At 41.1% G+C, this 19,516-nt stretch carries 16 protein-coding genes and 2 pseudogenes; 3 read left to right on the top strand and 15 right to left on the bottom strand.

Annotated features, from left to right (window positions below):
* Nucleotides 1–367: 367 nt before the first annotated feature.
* The 9 genes from FTU17_RS14125 to FTU17_RS14085 all read right to left on the bottom strand — a co-directional run bounded on the left by FTU17_RS14125 (nt 368) and on the right by FTU17_RS14085 (nt 10,093).
* Nucleotides 368–1,426 (bottom strand): YqaJ viral recombinase family protein, encoded by a 1,059-nt coding sequence (locus FTU17_RS14125; RefSeq protein ID WP_168378977.1) that lies wholly within the window; start codon nt 1,424–1,426, stop codon nt 368–370.
* A gap of 197 nt (nt 1,427–1,623) precedes the next feature.
* Nucleotides 1,624–2,655 (bottom strand): DUF932 domain-containing protein, encoded by a 1,032-nt coding sequence (locus tag FTU17_RS14120; protein ID WP_168378976.1) that lies wholly within the window; start codon nt 2,653–2,655, stop codon nt 1,624–1,626.
* A gap of 22 nt (nt 2,656–2,677) precedes the next feature.
* Complete coding sequence (locus tag FTU17_RS14115; protein WP_131273872.1) at nt 2,678–2,956, bottom strand: hypothetical protein; 279 nt, start codon at nt 2,954–2,956, stop codon at nt 2,678–2,680.
* A 293-nt stretch (nt 2,957–3,249) separates the two neighbouring features.
* On the bottom strand, nt 3,250–3,405 hold the full coding sequence (locus FTU17_RS17760; protein WP_168378975.1) for a transposase: 156 nt from the start codon (nt 3,403–3,405) through the stop codon (nt 3,250–3,252).
* 124 nt (nt 3,406–3,529) lie between these two features.
* A complete protein-coding gene (locus tag FTU17_RS14105) occupies nt 3,530–4,291 on the bottom strand; it encodes an energy transducer TonB (RefSeq protein ID WP_171525920.1) in 762 nt (253 codons plus the stop codon).
* The gene (gene tolR, locus FTU17_RS14100) at nt 4,288–4,734 is read right to left on the bottom strand and encodes a protein TolR (RefSeq protein ID WP_168378974.1); all 447 of its coding nucleotides are present in this window, start codon (nt 4,732–4,734) and stop codon (nt 4,288–4,290) included. The genes FTU17_RS14105 and tolR overlap by 4 nt, the downstream gene beginning before the upstream one ends.
* Nucleotides 4,735–4,746: 12 nt before the next feature.
* A complete protein-coding gene (gene tolQ, locus FTU17_RS14095) occupies nt 4,747–5,445 on the bottom strand; it encodes a protein TolQ (protein ID WP_049590884.1) in 699 nt (232 codons plus the stop codon).
* A gap of 105 nt (nt 5,446–5,550) precedes the next feature.
* Nucleotides 5,551–7,530 carry a phytase gene (locus FTU17_RS14090; RefSeq protein ID WP_168378973.1) on the bottom strand — a complete coding sequence of 660 codons (1,980 nt, stop codon included), beginning with the start codon at nt 7,528–7,530 and terminating at the stop codon, nt 5,551–5,553.
* A gap of 76 nt (nt 7,531–7,606) precedes the next feature.
* Nucleotides 7,607–10,093, bottom strand: coding sequence for a TonB-dependent receptor (locus FTU17_RS14085; RefSeq protein ID WP_168378972.1), 2,487 nt, complete (start codon nt 10,091–10,093; stop codon nt 7,607–7,609).
* Between the two features lie 324 nt (nt 10,094–10,417).
* Here FTU17_RS14085 and FTU17_RS14080 point away from each other — a divergent pair, with 324 nt between their 5' ends.
* Together FTU17_RS14080 and FTU17_RS14075 are read left to right on the top strand one after the other, a co-directional pair.
* Nucleotides 10,418–11,344, top strand: a complete 927-nt coding sequence (locus FTU17_RS14080; protein WP_168378971.1) for a diguanylate cyclase domain-containing protein — start codon at nt 10,418–10,420, stop codon at nt 11,342–11,344.
* Nucleotides 11,341–12,342, top strand: a complete 1,002-nt coding sequence (locus tag FTU17_RS14075; protein ID WP_168378970.1) for an AraC family transcriptional regulator ligand-binding domain-containing protein — start codon at nt 11,341–11,343, stop codon at nt 12,340–12,342. The genes FTU17_RS14080 and FTU17_RS14075 overlap by 4 nt, the downstream gene beginning before the upstream one ends.
* Before the next feature lie 73 nt (nt 12,343–12,415).
* Here the strand turns inward: FTU17_RS14075 and FTU17_RS14070 are convergent, their stop codons facing one another.
* The 6 genes and pseudogenes from FTU17_RS14070 to FTU17_RS14050 all read right to left on the bottom strand — a co-directional run bounded on the left by FTU17_RS14070 (nt 12,416) and on the right by FTU17_RS14050 (nt 18,235).
* Nucleotides 12,416–13,105: a hypothetical protein gene (locus FTU17_RS14070; RefSeq protein ID WP_252725842.1), complete on the bottom strand. Its 690-nt coding sequence runs from the start codon at nt 13,103–13,105 to the stop codon at nt 12,416–12,418.
* Between the two features lie 35 nt (nt 13,106–13,140).
* Nucleotides 13,141–14,652, bottom strand: a complete 1,512-nt coding sequence (locus tag FTU17_RS14065) for an alkaline phosphatase (protein WP_168378968.1) — start codon at nt 14,650–14,652, stop codon at nt 13,141–13,143.
* A 14-nt stretch (nt 14,653–14,666) separates the two neighbouring features.
* Nucleotides 14,667–16,283, bottom strand: a complete 1,617-nt coding sequence (locus FTU17_RS14060) for an alkaline phosphatase (protein ID WP_131273880.1) — start codon at nt 16,281–16,283, stop codon at nt 14,667–14,669.
* Between the two features lie 157 nt (nt 16,284–16,440).
* Nucleotides 16,441–16,635: pseudogene (locus FTU17_RS17575) on the bottom strand (IS982 family transposase); the annotation flags it as partial.
* Between the two features lie 77 nt (nt 16,636–16,712).
* Nucleotides 16,713–17,199 (bottom strand): annotated as a pseudogene (locus tag FTU17_RS17755) (transposase); the annotation flags it as partial.
* A 127-nt stretch (nt 17,200–17,326) separates the two neighbouring features.
* On the bottom strand, nt 17,327–18,235 hold the full coding sequence (locus FTU17_RS14050) for an inovirus-type Gp2 protein (protein WP_168378967.1): 909 nt from the start codon (nt 18,233–18,235) through the stop codon (nt 17,327–17,329).
* Between the two features lie 367 nt (nt 18,236–18,602).
* On the opposite strand from FTU17_RS14050, the gene FTU17_RS14045 reads away from it, so the two are divergent.
* Complete coding sequence (locus FTU17_RS14045) at nt 18,603–19,406, top strand: hypothetical protein (protein ID WP_180135776.1); 804 nt, start codon at nt 18,603–18,605, stop codon at nt 19,404–19,406.
* Nucleotides 19,407–19,516 lie beyond the last annotated feature (110 nt).

The following is a 19,516-nucleotide window of genomic DNA, read 5'->3' as shown; positions in this document are numbered from 1 at the left end:
GGATAATCTTTTTCAGATTCAATCAATAATTGAACCGCTCTATCTCTGATTTCAGGGGTGTATTTTACTTTTTTCATCGGGACATTCTCTCAAGAAAAGTGGTCTCCGACAAACCCGGTACGGTTCAGATACGCCCCAGGATTGGTGGAGTAATTGCTAAACCTTTAATCATGTTGATATTCCTTAATGTATTACCTTACAAATTTGGGTCTATGTATGTAGGTCGGAACAAGGACCAAATAAGTTACCCAAAGAATGTAGAGCCAGATAAAGTGCTACAGAGATCGCGACCGATTTGCTCTCTACCGAAGGGTAGAGAGCGGGGAGCGATTTTTGTGAATTTTTGATTTGGTGCTGTAGATAGGGCTTAGTCGGTATAGATGTTAAATCGACGACTGCCTTGCTTTTGAAGTGGATAAAGCTCGATGAGTTCAGGCTGGTGCTGAAGCAATGCTTTGGTATTGAGGCTGATAGAGTCCTTGGCTTTCTTCCAGACTACTGAGCCATGAGCAAAGACCGCCCTTTCCTTGTCTTGCATCATCATTTGAATTTCATGTTTAAGCTGGTCAAAGCGTTCCTGCTTATGCTGAATCTCTTCCTTCATTTTGATGAGCTGGTCGAACATCAAATTGGCATTTTCATTTTGCGAGAGATCCTCTACGGTTAAAGGTACATGCGCTGGATAAAGTTGTTGAATCGCTTTAGCTGCGGATTCACTTGCATCCACGGATGGTGGTGTATCCTTTTCCACGCATTCCCAGAAATATCGTTCTGCTTGAACAATATGTTCAATCACCGATTCTGATCGTGTCACTTTGAAGATCTTGGTTTCATGCCCACAGATCAAGACACAAACATGCGCTGCCTGTTTACCAGTCACCGCCAGTTGATGTTGTACCTGACAAAGCACATATAAAGGCACACCATCACGCCACAATTTTGCTCCATGCTCACCTGCTGTTTTGCATTCCAAAATTTGGACTTCATCGCTGCCGACTACGCTGTAATCCAGATTGGCTAGCATAAAGTGTTTATCGGGATCAGGATGCTGAAGTACTGCATTGATCCGTCGCACCTTGTTATGAGTGTGCATGCTATAGAACTCTGCCACCAAAGGTTCCAGCTGCTTGCCCCAATACAGCGGTGCTACACCTGAGCTTTCATCTTCAATAGATTGAGTCTGACGACCTGTTTTGATCAGCCAAAGCTCTAACATGGACATGTACGGATTTAAGCCACATGCTGTTGCTGCATCACTGCTGCCAATGCCTTGTTTACGGACTTCAAGCCAATCTTGATACGCCATATCTTTGGTATTGACTAAGCGTTTTGCAGAACTAGCTCGTTTAGGTGTAGTTAATGGATTTAATGCCGTTTGCACACCTGCCTGTACAGTCTGATTTGAAATCGGTGCGATTTGATTCATGGTTCTATCCTTATAATTTTCAGTTTTTGTAAAAAAGAAACGCATAAAAAAGCCATACCCGACACGAGGTCGGGTATGGCGATATGCATGCTGATTCAGATTGTTGATTGTGAGTAGTAAGTAGAGAGAGTTACGTGTGTGCTGTACTCAGCGATTGTTGAGACTTGCGGGGTTAAGGTTGGATGGATTACATGAGCTTAGGCTATCAAAGATAAAGCCTGTTCCAGTCCACGTTGCTTAAGACCTGCGCCTGCACCAAACCAAGCTGAATCAAGACGGTGATCTGTACTCATGGCACGTCGTTCATGATCCACAAATTCCGTGATCGAACACAGTAAGCCATAAGCCGTATCTTTGGCGGATGACAATTCAGCACCACGACCTTGACCATTAAACATCTCTAAAGCTTTATTCATGGCACGACCATTCGGTTCAGGCTTTTTCTCCTGAGCCTGCTGCGCGACATTGCGGTAGAACTGAATGATGTTTTCTTCAGGATCAGAAATTGATATGGTGCTATTATTAAACACGGCATCAAAGTAAGCCTTAGCTTCTTGCTGACTCACCTTACGCTGTGTTAGCTGTTTCATCTCATACATGTGCTCATCCCAGGCACGCACTGAAATACCCAATTGCTGTTTCACTTTCTCTGCATCAAACTTGGTGCTATGTGGCACTTTTACAACACCTGCACTACTGCTCTGCCCACGTAGAGCAATGGCTAAAGTGTTGTTACAGACCACTCGGATACTGGTGAACTGTGCTGTCGTTGCCAACGTGCCATCACATGCAGTAGCCAGCAAGATATAACCATTACTGACATCCTTAGACTTTAATGCGGTACTTTGCCCGGTACGTGCCAAAGCCCAGAACTTCTTCCCACCTTTCAAAACCCCTGCGGTTTCTAACTCAAAGCCAGATTGCTCTGTCAGATCTCGGTAGAACTCCAGAATCTCTTTAGGCTGAACTTCCTGATAACGCTGACTGACTACAGATAAAGGTGCATGGGTATCTGAGCGATACAACACTCGCTGCTCTTCAAAAGGCATGATGATGCTCTGACCACGTTCATTCTGTGCCATATAGCTGACATTCGAGGATTCAATCCGCCAATCCATTCCAGCTTGCTGTGCCCAGACTTCCAGTGGTTGATTCGGACTCAGCTGATTACCGAGACCATGCCAAGGGGTTTCGCCAACATAGGCGATTTGTTCGATTTGATGTGCCATCGTTCTTATCTCCTATGCTAATTCAACGAAAATTCTGCTGACAGTGATTGCAGTGATAATAGGTCAGCGTGATCGGCTTTTTAGGCTCATCAAACACACTACTGAATAGGCCACCAATGACTGCACCTGCAAGCCCGCCAAGCAGTGGTGATACAGGCAAAGGTAAACCCTTTGAAATGGTTGCACCGATAGTTGCGAACGATGCAGATGCGGCTAGACCTGTAGAATCAGATCCACTCACCTGCTGATTAACCACTTGAATAACCTGATCCGAAAAACAATAAGGACAATTTAAACTCATAATATATACCTCTAGAAATGACAAAGGCTCACCGATTGGCAAGCCTTGCAAAGTATTTAAAACCTCGTTTTCATCTAGATAATGTATATCTGAGATTATTTTCAACTCATTGAAATGTACGCATCTTGGCTTTGCATTTCACACGCAGATGTTGCGCATCTTTTTCAGGCCGTACTAAATAGCGCACAGCATTAACCATTTTTTCTACTTCACTAGAATTATTTCTGTAGATTCGACCAACACCTAAAATACCCAATTCCGTGTATTCTTGGATCTGCTCAGAATCATGACAGTTAAAAAAGTATCTTAACTTGCCTGTGATGAAATCGATTGTAAGCAGTTTGCAAAGGACAGAGCTCTTGAGGAATATCATGCCATGTCGCACCCGTACATAGCCTCCATAAGATAGCTTCTATGATATTTTTACTGTTTTTTTTGAGCAGTAACAACCATTTAATCGTATAGTATATTGAATTTACTACTAAATATTATCGGCAAGAAGAGTACGGGCAATTGAAAAATATAGAAATAAAAAGAGCTTAAAAGAGAATTTATGGCACCCACGGAATAAGATTAACTTTCAATACGATATTGGAAGGTATTTTTAACATTCGACACACTGGTCGGTTTGCCATCGACGAGACGAGGCTGATATTTAAAAGTGAGAGCAGCCTGAATCGAAGGTCGTACAAACATCGGATGGCAGTCGCCTTGTGCCTTTGGATTTTCTACCCGTCCTTTTTCGTTCACGCTATACACCACCGTACAATCCCCCTCCAGCTTACGATCCAAAGCTTGTTCAGGATAAGCTGGTGCTATTTTTGTAACAGGTTGATAATTTTTAACATCAAATGATTCAGGATGAGTTTGTGCTTTAGTTTCTACTGATTTCTGGGTCTTCGTCTGAGTTGGTATATCCGCTTGAGACTGCGTATCTACTGTTTTCTGAGATTCCGCTACTGCCGTTTGCTTTTCCGTCACGACTTGCTGTGTCGGTTTAGACGCTGTAGGTACAATTTTGTTGCTCTGTGACTCTACAAACTTCTTGGTGGTTTTCGGTTGGACTTCAGTAGGTTTCTCAAGCTGTTTCTTGACAGGCTCATGTAAGGGTTTTTCTTCGACTATCGGCTCAGGCTTTTTAGGTTCAGGTTGTTGTTTGGCTGGAGGAGGTATTTGCACAAATTGTAATTGAATGGTTTTCGGCTTGGGTTCCGCCAATGTTTCATGCATCTCAACCGTACATAACCATGCAATTAGCGCAATATGCAATCCAGCCGTGACCGAAAGTGCTAGGCCTTGATCACGAAACCTAATTTTGGAAACAGTTGTCATCATGATTGTGGTTCCTCTGTCACTAACCCCAAGTTCGTTACCCCACTTTTTTGCAAGGATGCTATGGCCTGTGCAACCAGTTGATAATCAGCATCCTGATCGGCACGTACATAAAACTGTAAGCTTTTATCTTTTTGAATAATCGGAACGAGCTTTTGTTGCATAGTGGCTAAATCAATGGCCTGATCCATAACTTTCTCGGTATTCACTTCTGATCCAATATTCCAGTAATACTGGCCATTGGCTTGAATAGATAAGGTTACAATACGCTGCTGTTGTGACGCGGGCATGACATTGGCATCCACTTTAGGCAAATCAATTTGAATGCCTTGCGTCAACATTGGTGCAGTCACCATAAAAATTACCAACAACACCAACATGACATCAATATAAGGAACCACATTCATTTCAGCATTGGGTTTTAATTTTTGAGGACGCTTAATCATGGTTCTTGCTCCTTAACGCGAAGTGCGCTCAGTGTGCCCCAACAAACGATAAATACGCGTTTGCAACTCATTGGCAAAACCGTAATAACGACTGGAAAGCTTGTCAGCACGTGCCGAAAAGCGGTTATACGCCACGACCGCAGGAATAGCGGCAAATAAACCAATAGCTGTCGCAATCAGCGCTTCTGCAATCCCTGGTGCAACTGTATTGAGGGTTGCCTGTTCAACGGCAGACAATCCAATAAACGCATTCATAATGCCCCAGACCGTTCCGAATAAGCCTATATAAGGGCTGACTGAACCGACTGTTGCAAGAAAGGTTAGATTCTGCTGAAGCTTTTCTTCTTCTTCACTAATACTACTGAGTAAACGACGTTCTACCCCATCAATCACATCACTTGTGGTGAGTTGCTCATCTTTGATCAATTGATGGTATTCATCCACCCCATGTTGAAAAATGCTGACAACTCCTTTTTGTTGTTCAGGCTGTTGGTAGTCTTGCTGTAAAAGATTGAGATCTTTTTGCTGTCTAAAATTCTTTAAAAAGCGGTTCCAAAGCTGCTCTTGTCCACGAAGTAACATACCGTGACGCACGATTAAATACCAACTTACTACTGAGGATAAAACCAAAATCAACATCACTACTTTCACCAACACACTGGCATGGCTAATCAACATCCAAACCGACATTTGATCCATTGTTGCTTGCATAACGCACTCCAATTTTTTTACTGCATGGTGCAGTACATATATATTTTTAAAATGGGCTGTGATTCTTTAGCAGCCCATGTACTCACTCAGGTACTAAAGCGCTATTTAGTCCAAATGCAGGGCTTGAGCGATTTTTTCCCACGGCACATATTTAAAGTTCTGATTGGTTTCAGGCATACGTTTACGTCCATCTTGCACCACCAACATGCCTTGCTTCCATTTGCCACCAAAATTTAGGGAACTCACATCTAGTCCATCTGTTTCAGACACAGCGTCAATGCCTTTGTCGATATTGATGCCTACACGAAACGCGCCACGAACCGTATAAGGTGCTGCGGCATCAAGCACCACAAAGCTGTCATTGCCTTGGCTTGAAACCACCAAATAACTTTGGTTTCTGCCGTGATAAAGTCCCATTCCCTCAATGTCATCATGCATCACCTCTCCTACGCCAATCACCTGCTGCATAGGAAGCTGAGATTTTGGGTTGAGATCTTTTACCCACACCGCGACATCTTCTTCACCCAAGAAAATACGCCCTGTGGCATCGTCTACGACACAGCCTTCAGGTTGGGTTTGAACTGAAAAACGTTGTACTTCTTCAGTCCGTAATTTTTGCTGTGCAGCCGTAATATGGTATTGAACGAAAGTCCCGTTTTTATCGTTAGGAATGGCATAGATTTCCCCTTGAGCATCGCGGTACATACAAATGCCATAAATATCATCCAATGTAGTTGCTAGCTCGCCGAGCACAGAAACCTTGCCCGTTTTGGGTTGAATCGCAAAGAGATGCAGGCTGTTATGATCTCGGTTCGATGCCACAGCCAAATCGACCGTTTGATTGCCCCATTTAAAACCGTGGCGTACATCAACATTATTCAATCGCCCTACTGGCAAGTACTGCACAGTTTTGCCCTGTAAGTCGTTAACCTGTAGACCACCTTGTTTATCTGTCGCTAAAATACGGGACTGACTCGGCTGTGCAGCGTTATGCCAAATTGCAGGATCATCAGCCGCATCACCTGTACTTGGCACGCCCTCCGTCTGCACTTCTGCTGGAATAGTGATGATATTTTGGGCTTTGGTCTGGGTCTGCGTTTTCCATTCCACATCTGTCACTTTCACGGTTTTATCATCTAAAATCAGCAAGGATTTATCAGTTAAATTACCTTGAACACTCAAAGTCTCTGCCTCTTTCACCGTATCTAGTTGTAAAGGCGGCTGTGCTTTCCATTGCTTATCTTGCTTTTGATAACGATAAAGCAAAGGTTTTTCCGCATCGAGTACAGCGACATGATCATCTACAATCGCAATTGCAGAAGGTGAACCTTGAATCGAACCAAAGGGTTGCACGAGATCCACCGCCTGACGCACCATGTCTGCTTCGGAATGAGCTGGATATGCCCAAACGCCAACATTCGCTTCATTAATAAACAGCTCTGCTGTGGCATCATTCACTTTGCATACACTACTAGCAGGTGGAAAACTGAGACGGCGTACCAACTGTGGTTGACTCAAAGCCTTCTCATGCTGAGCCACCAACCATTGTTCACCAAGCCCCTCTTCGCCTACTAAAAAAGCAAAACTCAGCCCTTGAGCATCGGTATATAAGCAAACATCTTCAGACTTAAATGAACGCTTTGGAATAAAGCTGGGTTTGTCCCATGCTTTATTTTTTAAGTTCATGCTCATCAGTTGAATTTGCTGTTGTTGCAAATTTGACGCAGCAATCAATAAACGCTCCGAACCAATCCGATAATCAAAACGCCCAAACTGACCTTGAATTTGATGTAGTACATTTTGTTGATCATCTAAGATTTGTAGCCCTTTGTTTTTACTGCTCAACAGTGCGGCAACTTCAGGCCATGCACTCAAGCTTAACCATTGCACATCCTCAGTTTTTGCCCCATTCATGTCGACTTCACGTAATTGCAACTTCGCTGCCATAGGCTGATCTATTGGTATTTCAGCCGAGCTTAACGACTGGCTATTTTGCGGAGCTTGGGGCACGCTGTGCTGACTGCATGCGCTCAATAACAGCAAGCAACTGCTTAAAGCAGACAATTTAAAAGATGAAAATTTCATAGAGACACTCAAAATTGGGCAAGGAAACTCAGGTCTGCTTTTGCTGAGCAAACCTGAGAACTAAATTTAATTCGACTTAAAAATGGGTGTAGGTCAGTGCAAGTTTGTATGCTGGGCCATATTCTTCATATTGAGCGTTATAAGCCTTAGAGCCTGCATAGTTGTAATAAGTTTCATCGGTGATGTTTTGCACATCAAACGTCAATTGTAAGTTTTTAGATAAATTCACATGACTACTGAAATCAAGGAAGATTTGGTCATCGGTATAAATGTCTTTTTCTGGCGTGTCGATATCACCTAATGCATACAAATAGTTCGATTTATAATTTGCTGAAAGTCGTACACCAAAGCGTTCATTTTCCCAACCAATCATGGCATTACCGACCACATCCGACTGGTTTGGTAAATGAATACGACGGCTCAGAAGTTCGCCATCTTTCATCGAATCAATATCCGCCTCTGACTTACTAAAGGTGGTATTTAAACCCAACAAGAACCCGTTCCATGGTGCTCCTAGATGGTCAAACTTTTGTGAGTAGGCAAACTCCATCCCGTACAGTTTTGCTTCATTACCATTTTTATAGGTTATAGCTTCATCAAAGTCAGCCCATTGCCCTGTTCCTGCAATATTGGTGTTATAAATAAAGTTATCGATATCTTTATAAAATGCGTAGAAACCCACCATACTGGCTTTGCCAAAATACTTTTCCACCCCCAAATCAAAGTTAGAAGATTCTAAAGGCTTTAACATTGGGTTACCAAACTCAGCTTCATCGCCATCGATATAAACACTTGGTGCACTTTGCGCAAAGTTTGGACGTACCACACTATTGGTCCAAGCGGCACGGAGGTAAGCGTTATCGGCCAATTGATAACGTAAATGTAGGCTTGGCAACCAATGATCATAGTCATTTTTATATTTAGTCGCAGTGATCACATCATCGTTGAACTCAAAACCACGTGCTTCAAAGTTGGTATTTTCATAACGTAAGCCTGCAATCACACGCAGTTGATCCAAATCAACGGTATTCATGACATAAGCCGCTTGTATGTCTTCATTCGACTTAAAGTCATTAATGATTGAACCGTCAGCAACCACATAATCATTTGGATTTAATCCACTGATTTTATCTTTAATAGCGTTTTTATTAATGGTTGGACCAAACTGACCCAGTTCATAATGGCTGTTTGAATTGAAATCTGAACTTGACGTACTGAGATCTTCATATTTCCATTCATCGGTATTGTTGGTTTTTTCACGTTGACTGATTTTTCCGCCGAACTTCAATGCAGCAGCATAATTCCCCAGCATATAGTCTTTCAAAAAGTCTAATTTACCGTTGTATTCTTTATCGGTGGTTTTAGATTTTTCCCACGACACCGAATCTAACTCATAGTTGGCCGCATCATAAAAATCTTGGTCTGCCGTAATTACAGGTTTTTGCGTACTATTAAATCCAACATTACTAAAATCACCTTGGTATTTTGCCCCCGAAATTCCCCCTGGATTTTCCTCCGATGCTTCGCTATAACCGAGCTGACCTTCCACCGTCCACGTGCCAAAACCTTGCTTACCACCGAGGACAAAAGACTGTATTTCTTGTGTTTCTTCACGGCTCTTCAGTGAACGAGTCACTTCTGCATCACCACGCTGGCCTGCAAGTTGTGGATCAGAAAATTCAGCCGCCACTTCCTGACGTGATTCAGTGTCTTTAAAGCGACTATATAAAGTTCTTAAATAGTATTCGCCTGTGTCATTCGGACGGTAATCAAAGTTTAAACCCGCACCAATGCGCTCACGCTCGATGTCATATTGACGCATTGCGGTTTCTTCAAGTGCGTCACCATCCCAAGCCCCACCCGTTTCAACATTGTCCGAGCCAAATTTTCGGTTTTGATAACTCAGTGCCAGTGCCACCCCAAGGTTGTCTTGCCCCTCACCAACACTGAAACGATTACTGATAGCACCAGATGCTTTAGGGCTATATTTTTCCCGTTTTTCATCATAACCACCTTCAATCGTTCCCGTATAAAACAAACCGTCATGGTCAAAAGCCGATAAACTTTCAACCTGCACCGTACCACCTAATGAGTTGGCATCCATGTCTGGTGTCAGCGTTTTCACCACAGCCAATGACTGTACTAGCTCTGAAGGTAAGACATCCAATGCTACGCCACGGCGATCGCTTTCAGGCGCGGGAACCAAAGTACCATTGATGGTTACTGCATTTAAGTCAGCGCCTAAACCACGAACGGAAACAAAACGTCCTTCGCCTTGGTCACGCTCTGTAGATACACCTGGTATCCGTTGCAACGCTTCTGCGGCATTGTCATCGGGTAATTGTCCAATGCCATCGGCATGTACCACACTGCTGATTTGGTCGGCACGTTTTTGTTCTTTGAGTGCTTTATCCATACTTGCAGCTTGACCAATGACCTGTACATATTCCACCGTGTTATCTTCGGCATGTAGATGCGTCATGCTCAGCATTGACAGGACCAGTGTGCTGAGCTGAAAACCCGCACGCTTATGTTTCATGAAACGGCTCTGATTATTTTGCATTATGTTCTTCCCCTCAAGCCAAAGTGGCATGGTTTGAACGCACAATAGAAATTGAATGTGAACATGATGTGACAGTGCCTTTTACGATCTGTCCTTTTTATTTGTTTTTGGCCTTTTTCAGCAAAAAATGAGCTAATTTGATCTGTATAGAGAAAATACTGAGCATACAGAATGATACATATTCACCTCAAAGATAGGGTTTTTCAGCATTTTTATTCTCAAAAATCAAAAATACCCTGATCTATTTTGACCCTAGCCATTGCCATCAAACTGTCATCTAAATCTGTTTAGCTTGGGCGAAAATAAATCATTTCAAAAAATGCTATGCCTAAATACTTTGCTTACTACCGCTGGCCTTTATTATGTGTAGCGACTGCCTGTAGCTTATCCCTTTGGTTGTTTATCTTACTTGGGCAGAGCAAGTCATTTGCTGAATGGAACTGGGTCGATATTTTAGGTGAAGGGGGAGCAACTGTTTTTATTGGTATTTGGATTTTCTTTATTATTAAAAGCCGTCCTTTGGGCCGTGTAACTAACTATATCTTTTATGGACTGTGTTTTATTTTTTTCCACATGTGGATGGACAGCTTAGATGAGTTTATTCGCCTGCCTAAAGAAATCATGTGGGATGCATGGCTTGAGTCCATTCCTTTTCCAATTGGACTGTATCTATTTACCATCGGGATTTATTTTTGGCATCAAGAAGAACAGGCAATTTCTAAACACATGCAAAAACGAGAACGCATTTATCGGGATCATCGTTTATTCGATGCACTCACCCCTTTGGCCGATGCTCATTATTTTAAAACACAGCTCAAAGCCGCAATCGAGCAAAACTTGCATGAACCCAGCGACATGTCCGTCATACTGCTAGATATGCATAATTTTAATCAGATTAATCAAACACATGGCTTTGATGAAGGCACATCTATTTTACAGCATGTTTCACAATTGATTAGCTTAAACTTACGACCACAAGACCTGCTCTGTCGCTTCGCAGGAGATCGTTTTATTATGCTGTTACCAGAGACGAAGCTACAACAGGCTGAAAAAATGGCAGCTCAGCTTGAGCGCATGCTTATGGTCAGTGCTTATTATCAACGTGATCTGTCCGTGCACATTCCTCTAAAAGCACTCACGACCTGCTGTTCAGTCGGGCAATACCAAACTGCTCAGCAACTTTTGAATGCCTTAAATCAGCAATTGCTCCAAGTGAAGCAATACTACTCACCAAAGCGAGTCACCGTATGAGCTTTGAATGCGACTACAGCTACATTCCTGCGCATCATCAATTGTCTATTTTAATTGATTTAGCAGTCAGCCATGAAGTCGAACATCACGTCCTACTCAGTGGTAGCGGTATTTTCTTGGAAGATATCTTTTCAGGGCAAAAGCTGATTAGCCAGCAACAGTTACAACAGGTTTTAACAAATGCTGAACAGTGTTTTCGCAATCAGGACATCAGTTTTTTATTTGGTCAACGCAGCCTAACCACCCCCTTTAATGACGCCATTAAATCCATGCTGTATGCATCGACCTTCGATGAAGCGCTTAGCCGTTATTTAACATTTTCCGCGTCTGTTTCACCGTGGTTATGCCCTCGACTCATGTACAGCCAAAACCATATTCATATTTATTGGTTAGATGAAAACAAGCTTGAAAATCGCTTTTTAATCGAAAGCGCAATGAGTGCAATACAAGCGTTTAGCCGTCAACTGTATCAAACCAAGTTAGCGTGGAAATTCGAGTTTAATTTTTCTGAACCGGATTATATTGAACAATATTGGACACATTTAGGCAGTGCTTTAGAGTTTAATCGCCCGATCAACATGATGAGCCTACCTCGCGATTTGATTTATGAAAAACTTCCCAATGCCTCTTCGACCTTAGCTTCAATCAGTTATCAATATGCGCTGAAAGAAATGACAGCTCAAAATATTCAACAGAGTTTTTTGCTCAGTTTGCACCAATATTTAATGCAGAATATTCAAAATAATATTCAACTTGAACAAACCGCTGACTATTTTCAAATGAGTTCTGCCACCTTAAAACGTAAACTGAAAAAGCATCAGACACATTTTCAGGCGCAACTCGATCAAAGTCGTTTGCATACTGCCATTATTTTATATCGTGTACATGGTTTTAAAACTGAACAGATTTCTCAGTATTTACAAATTAACGATGCGACCAATTTTCGACGTGCGTTTAAGCGTTGGAGTGGTTTAACTGTACAAGCGGCACAGTCCTAAGCGCTTATTTTTCCAAAAAAAATCACAGGTATTTCTATTTTAACGTCGAAATTAAAAGTCAAAAACTCATCGGCTAATCACTAAAGTCCGCATAGTCACGTTCGCTGTATTTTTCTGTTTGTGTCCAAGGTGTAGCAACATGTTGGCCAATTTTGCGCACGGTAAAGGTTTTGGCATAGCCTGAGGTCGGTTTGAGCAATTCATATTTTTGAACCAGTTGATCTTGTTCACTCCATATAATATTCAACGTTTGCCCAGCACTGCTTATTTGATAACGCGCTAACTTCGGATCACGTTGAATCAATTGTGCTCGCTTTAAAATGTCAGGATGAATCAAACTATATTCACAGCGCCAACAGTTTTTCATCCCTAGCATTTCTTGATCGACATCCTGCAATTGCACCCGCATTTTTTCATCTGGCAAAATATAAAAACGCTGAAACGGACTTTCTACGTTTGCTTGCCCGACTACATCTTTGCGCTGCATCCACTGAATTGCACTGTCAAAACTCACATGCTCATGGGTGTCTGTTTTGGCAGACACATGAGCGTTGCTATGTGTCTGGGCTTCGTCAGCATGCGTTTGTGTGTTTAAACGTTCAATCCAAATATTTTGCTCATCTCGAATTATTTTCTCACTGTATTTTTGAATGGTCGTGACCCCATTGGCATCCAACCGTTCAATCTGATAATCAATACGATATTCATCGGCCGACCATACCCATGGACTGAGCAAACTGAAAGACAATGCTAAGAATTTCATTTTGAATTTGAACGGCCGTATAAATCTTGTATCCATTAGAATCCAAACGCCTTTTTCAATTGCTCAAATACCCATGTATTTTCTTGTGTGCCTTTGAATAGATTTGAATTCTTTCCTTCAGCAAACAGCATCACATCTCCGCCGCCATGTGTTTCGCTTTTCGTCAGTTGTACCCCGACTTCTTGTTTATAGTCGTCAGCAAAGGCTTGCTCGTTGCTAATACTGTCACGAATATCTAAACGCTTGCCCGTACCATTTCCAAAAACGAGCGTCGTTCCTGTTGCCCCATTTACATCGCGGTATGGATTATGTACTTGGCCATCAGCCAGCACTTTGCTGTAAGCATTTTGCTCTTTTGCAATATTATAGTCATAGCTCAGCCCCAAAATACCTGGATTAGTCTCCGTCGTTTGGCCCGTTCGTGCGGCATAACCATTAAAGGTCATCACATGGTCATGGTCTGCCGTCACTACAATCAAGGTATTGCTCAAATCCACTTTATCCAGTGCAGTTTGAATTGCATCATTAAATGCCTTGGTTTCCTGCAATGCCCGTTTGGCATTATTGGCATGTAGCGCATGGTCAATACGCCCACCCTCAACCATCAAGAAATAGCCTTGTCCATGACTCTGTGCTTGCAGTGCATCAATCGCTTTACTGGTCATCGCCGCCAGACTCGGTTCAGTCTCTATATTCTTCTTGAGTCGATCCAAATCAAAATTTAAATGTGACTGTGTGGAGAATACGCCGAAAATTTTCTGAGTATTGACCGTCTGTGCCAAATCACTTTGGCTTAAAACGATTTGATAACCCTGCTGTTTAAACTCTGCCAATAAATCACGACCATCCAAGCGCCCTTTGGGGTTAGAGACTGCATCATAAGGCGTCCAATGATTTAAGCCGCCTCCCATAAGGACATTAATACCATCCAATAAGTTTGGATTATAAGCTTTACCTTTTGGAACAGCTTGAAGCGCGATATCGTATTGCGCATCACGGTGACAGATATGTGCATAGGTTGCCGCAGGTGTGGCATGGGTGAGTTCGGTCGTCGTCACTACGCCAACCGCTTTACCCTGCTTTTTTGCCAGTTCTAAAATACTTAACGCAGGCATCCCTGCGACCATACTACTGCCCTGTTCTGGACAACGGTTGATGGCTTTCGCTAAGCTTTTGCCATTCGGCAATTTTCCTTCTTCAGGTTCGACCGCAACCGTTCCTGTTGTCATGGCAATCACTTCATTTTTATTTTTCTGCCCAGTCATATAGGCGCCCATAGAGGGAGCGCTATCTGTGGTTTGACCATCCTCAGAATAGGTTTTAATCCTTGCTGCGTGCTTCATGCTGTCCATGGCCAGTTTGCCATTTTCCCCCACAGCATAAATACGACTTGCCGTCACTGTGGTTGGTCCCATGCCATCGCCTAAAAAGAATATAACGCTTTTCGTCGGTGTAACTGTGGTGTCCACAGCATACAAAGCACTTGAAGAAATCGACGCTGTAAGCAGAAGCATCATGTATGGGATGGTTTTTAAAGTATGTTTCATGTGATATCCCTCTGCTATAAGCCTGTGATCTTACGAATGAGGTGATTGACCTCAATATTTTCAAGGCTACCTGAGAACTGATCGGCTCCCTGACCAATCGCACCTAAAAACACATCTGCACCGCCATGCGTTTCTTTATCTTTATAGCCCGTTTGAATCACAGCTTCTTGTTGGAAATCATCCGCAGCAGTGCCCGTACACCAACCCGTTTCAGCCAAAGGATAGGTGAAACTATATTTTTCACCTTGTGGTGCCTTTGGCCCTTGTACAGGATGACAGACATCAGTGTCTTTTAAGTTCAGTACCAAGTCATCCATACGGTTTTGAGTGGGGCGTTTTTTGCCCGTACCAAAACCGATAATCGGATAAGGTTGACCATGAATATCTTGAGCAAAGCCCGCTTGATCATAGTTTTTTACCAATCCAAGCACACTGGTTTCCTTACCTTCGACGTATTTTCCTGTACGCTTGGCATAACCATTTAAAACCAAGGTGTGATCATGGTCGGCTGTGATTACAATCAGTGTATTTTTAAGTTCAGGATCACTTTGTTTAAGCTTTTGAATGGTTGCTTCTAAAGCATCATTTAAGGCAATCGTGTCTTGTAAAGCACGTTTGGCATTGGTGTCATGCAGCGCATGATCTATACGCCCGCCCTCCACCATCAGGAAAAAACCTTTTTTATTTTGCGTCAGGATGTCTAAAGCAGACAGCGTCATTTGCTTGAGACTCGGCTCTGCCAAGTTTTTCTTGGTGCGATCCAAGTCGTAATTTAAATGGCTGTGATTAAATAAACCCAATAATTTTTCATTTTTCGCCAGTTGCACTTGGGACAGTTGGTTTTCATCAAAAACCACGCGGTAGCCTGCCTTTTGCATCTCGGTAATTAGATTGCGCCCATCAGTACGTTCTCCACCTGCATCTTTAGGCAAAAATTGACGCTTACCTCCACCTAAAACCACATCGACTCCATCTTTGAGTTTGAGGTTATAGCGTTGATAATCATCGCCTTTTGAGCTCGGGACCAACTGTGATGCAATGTCATTTTCAGCATCACGGTGGCATATATGCGCATAAGTCGATGCTGGTGTGGCATGCGTGATCCGCGTTGTGGTCACAACCCCTGTCCCCCAGCCCTTTGCTTTGGCTAATTCAAGTAAAGTCTGTGTGTTTTGCTTATTTTTGTTTTGTGGGTTACTAACGCACTGGTTATTCCCTACTGAGTCAGGTTCAACCGCAATCGTCCCTGTCTGCATCGAGATCACCTCGTTTTTCATCTTCACACCGGTCATGTACGCGCCCATCGAAGGTGCGCTGTCCGTGACTTGCGCATCTTCAGAAAAGGTACGAACAAAAGCAGACTCAGGCAGCCGATCAATCGCCAACTGACCATCTTCACCAACAGCATAAATACGTGAAGCGGTAAGCGTGGTGATGCCCATACCATCACCCAAAAAAAAGACCACACGTTTCGGTTGTTGGACTTTTTCTTGTTGGAGCTGTTGCTCTGTATTGGCTTGTTGATTTCGCGTTATCGTAGTAGTTTGACAAGCGGTAAGCAATAAAGCGCTGAAACTTATACATACCACGCTGATTGTTTTTAATTGGAATTTTTCAAGAGAACCGAGCATGGCATCAACCCATCTAAAGATGGCTGAACCATACGCCGCAGATATTTAAATAAGATGACATTTAACTACTTTTTCATTTACTTGCTAAAAATAACCCGAAACCTATTTAAGCCAAGGATTCCATTACTCGAATGTTTAGCTTATTTTGATAACATCATTAGTAAGCATATAAAGATGCATAAATTCCAGCTAAGTACACTTCAATGCTTCTCGCTTTACTGAGGACTAAATTATATTACCCTTTTAATGAGCTGAATAAAGTCTCTATTTTATTACGATGCTTTAAATGATATTCATCATATATGGAGATTAAAACAGATTTCATATTCTTTCTGTTATATGCAATTAAATCAGTGCTTTATAATTTTATCTGCTTGGATGATAATCCTCCCATAAATAACTCAGCGGACGCTTACGATCCAGCGTACTGCGACGATAACCATAGATGCCATAACTGGCCTCATAAGAAGAATGGATGAGCTGTAATAACCGCTTATCTTCAATCGTCCTGCCTGATTCAGGTTCATGCAACCAGGCATAGTAACCAGCACGAGCGATCTTAAGGACCCGACACATCGTTTTAATCTTAAATTGATGGCTGTATTCCAGGATAAACTGATACTTCACTCGGGCAGGCTTGCAAAGCGGCGTGAAAGCAGTGCTTTCACTTTAAGATATCCCGTTCCTCTTCAGTCTGTTTAAGCTGACTTTTAAGACGTAGGATTTCTTTCTTTGCTTCGCGTAGTTCATGCTCATCAGAGTTGTTACGTAAAGGTTGTACCGCCTTTAGCCATTTATAAATGCTGTGCTGTGATACACCTAAACGCTATGCTACATCAGTGACAGAATATCCACGTTCATTAATCAATTTAACAACTTCATCTTTAAATTCTGGAGTATATCGTTGCCCACTCACAATATTCTCTCCTATGCAAAAAGAATAGACTAAATTTGTCTAGGAGAGTAGTGACAGTCCATATCTAACTAAAAGGTATCTATAAAATCGGTGGCTATTTACCTGCTGTATCTGAGATTATTTTCATTTAGCGTCGATCATACGGCACTCTTAACTGACCTTTACCAAATACTCTTCGTCCTTTTGGCTTTACACGTAAGTATTGAAGAGTACGTTTGTGATGATCAGCAATGTATTGCATTGCCTCAATGAAATTTGTCACTTGGGTTGAATCACGACGATAGATCACACCGATCCCCAGCTTATTCTCTCTTCTAAGTTTCGCTACACGTTCCCGGTTCCAGCAATTATAGCCTTGACCATAACCTCTAGTAATATCCTTCCATAACTCAATAATTTCATCCCCCCAATATGCTGCGCTTCCATCACGATAGGCATTATCATAAATGATTGCTAAGTGACAGTGAAAACCTTTACTTTTACCGCCTTGCTCCACTCCCCATATATACCCGACCACATGTTTAAATATGCCATCTTTATTTTGAATACGGTTAAGCAGTATATCTAAGTCCTTATAAATATCTTCAACTCTAATTCGACTAGAATATTCTTGCAAATAACCCAAGTCTACACGAGCAACTAATATTCGACTGCATTTATTAAGTATTGATCTACAATATTCCTGAACTTCAACTTTATTTTCATCTTTCTGTTTTTCAATGGTTTCATAATCTTTCTTGAAAAGCTCAAATAAATCTAAAAACCATTTTCTTATCTCTCTGTACCCAATTATCTTTAACTCGTCCATAAGTTCAAAATAACCAGAGTCTATTCTCTGTAAGTCATATCTCAGAATTACAAAGAATTTAAGATAACCTGTGTATTCATCATCAGGATCATAAATATCATTAAAGTCAAATAATAGATCTATAAGCTGTGAATAGAATCCATCCCATTTTGTTCGTTCTTTTTTTAAACGTTTTAAAAATTTCTCAATATGAAGTGTAAGTTTTTCCTGATTAATTGAATCTCTCATGTTTAAACCTATGTGTGTGATAGTTACATAGGTATAGGGAATTCAGTATATATATACATTTACTTCACAATAAAGTGTTACCTAATAAACGATTAGATTAATAACCAAAGCTCTAGGGAGTCCAAATTCCTCCTGTAGTACAGCATCCCTTCCCCACATGAAAAACATTTCCTCCCTGCTCTACGCTTAAATTCATGCAGGCTCTAGTCTCAAAAAAGCTAGAGTTAAGCTTAACTCTAATAATAACTAGTAAAAAATGCGTATAGGCTATGATTTATAGGAATCTGCCATAACTTTAGTATTGAAAAACACTTGCTTAAATACTAGTATAAATACTACAAGAAATACTACGGATATCTTTTAAAAAATGGCTCTAAGATCTATAAATTCCCATAATGAGAAAGATTTTTTAATTAATAATTTTTTAAGAGGTTTTAATAAGTGTGATTATGTATGGATTGCTTGGAATTTAGATAATGAGGATAATCACCCGCAGCGTTACTTATTAGATTTTTTCAACAAATATTCTTCTTTTGAACTTCTATATGAATATATAAAAAATACTCTATTAACATTTGAAGAAGAGAGCCTTAATTTAATTATAGATAAATATAATAATAAAAAGGAGAAGTACTTATTAAAAACTGATCTTAACTCATTAAAAACTAGCCATAGATTATGCTGGTTTCTAGTTAACAGATTTTCAAGCGAACACAGAATATCCTTAATCACCGGTTCAAGGACATATAAACAAATTCACAATCCATATATTTTTTTCTTAGTAATTATTTTTATATATAAAGAAAAACTAGGGGGAGTAGACGAGATAGACTTAGTATTAAATAAATATATAGCCGACTATAGAGAGATTAAGAATGAAAGAAAGAATTTAGAAAAATATATTAATAATAAAGATTTTACTGAATGGTCTGTAAATTATATTGATAAAAATTTTAGATATTCAGTTTTTCCTAAAATTCATATTGATACCCATGAATTACATCAAGAATATATTTATGCATATTTTGATGATTTATATATTTATAATGAAGAAAAATATATTAATGATTTAAATAAACTTAAAAAAGCTTGGCAGCAAAATGTTTTTAGAAGGAAAAATAAAGATAACCCTAAAAAAAGTTATCATTTACCATTGTCAACGGCATTCTAAAATTGACCCCTTTCACCTTACAAATGGCAAAGTAAAATTGACCCCTTTGATCTCGTATTAAATTTCAACCTGGGGCTGAATCCCAATTCTTTTTTTATCCTTCAAACGAT

This window comes from Acinetobacter sp. YH12070, from assembly GCF_013419625.1.
In the GTDB taxonomy this organism is placed as follows: Bacteria; Pseudomonadota; Gammaproteobacteria; order Pseudomonadales; family Moraxellaceae; genus Acinetobacter; species Acinetobacter amyesii.
Note: the sequence above shows the minus strand (reverse complement) of the source record. Positions and strands in the feature narration are given on the sequence as shown.

Excerpts from the sequence above, each read along its gene's own strand:
- FTU17_RS14085 (WP_168378972.1), bottom strand. The coding sequence starts at position 10,093 with ATGCAAAATAATCAGAGCCGTTTCATGAAACATAAGCGTGCGGGTTTT.
- FTU17_RS14045 (WP_180135776.1), top strand. The coding sequence starts at position 18,603 with ATGGCTCTAAGATCTATAAATTCCCATAATGAGAAAGATTTTTTAATT.
- FTU17_RS14060 (WP_131273880.1), bottom strand. The coding sequence starts at position 16,283 with ATGCTCGGTTCTCTTGAAAAATTCCAATTAAAAACAATCAGCGTGGTA.
- FTU17_RS14070 (WP_252725842.1), bottom strand. The coding sequence starts at position 13,105 with ATGAAATTCTTAGCATTGTCTTTCAGTTTGCTCAGTCCATGGGTATGG.
- FTU17_RS14090 (WP_168378973.1), bottom strand. The coding sequence starts at position 7,530 with ATGAAATTTTCATCTTTTAAATTGTCTGCTTTAAGCAGTTGCTTGCTG.
- tolQ (WP_049590884.1), bottom strand. The coding sequence starts at position 5,445 with ATGCAAGCAACAATGGATCAAATGTCGGTTTGGATGTTGATTAGCCAT.
- FTU17_RS14050 (WP_168378967.1), bottom strand. The coding sequence starts at position 18,235 with ATGAGAGATTCAATTAATCAGGAAAAACTTACACTTCATATTGAGAAA.
- FTU17_RS14125 (WP_168378977.1), bottom strand. The coding sequence starts at position 1,426 with ATGAATCAAATCGCACCGATTTCAAATCAGACTGTACAGGCAGGTGTG.
- FTU17_RS14115 (WP_131273872.1), bottom strand. The coding sequence starts at position 2,956 with ATGAGTTTAAATTGTCCTTATTGTTTTTCGGATCAGGTTATTCAAGTG.
- FTU17_RS14075 (WP_168378970.1), top strand. The coding sequence starts at position 11,341 with ATGAGCTTTGAATGCGACTACAGCTACATTCCTGCGCATCATCAATTG.
- FTU17_RS14120 (WP_168378976.1), bottom strand. The coding sequence starts at position 2,655 with ATGGCACATCAAATCGAACAAATCGCCTATGTTGGCGAAACCCCTTGG.
- tolR (WP_168378974.1), bottom strand. The coding sequence starts at position 4,734 with ATGATTAAGCGTCCTCAAAAATTAAAACCCAATGCTGAAATGAATGTG.
- FTU17_RS14105 (WP_171525920.1), bottom strand. The coding sequence starts at position 4,291 with ATGATGACAACTGTTTCCAAAATTAGGTTTCGTGATCAAGGCCTAGCA.
- FTU17_RS14080 (WP_168378971.1), top strand. The coding sequence starts at position 10,418 with ATGCCTAAATACTTTGCTTACTACCGCTGGCCTTTATTATGTGTAGCG.
- FTU17_RS14065 (WP_168378968.1), bottom strand. The coding sequence starts at position 14,652 with ATGAAACATACTTTAAAAACCATCCCATACATGATGCTTCTGCTTACA.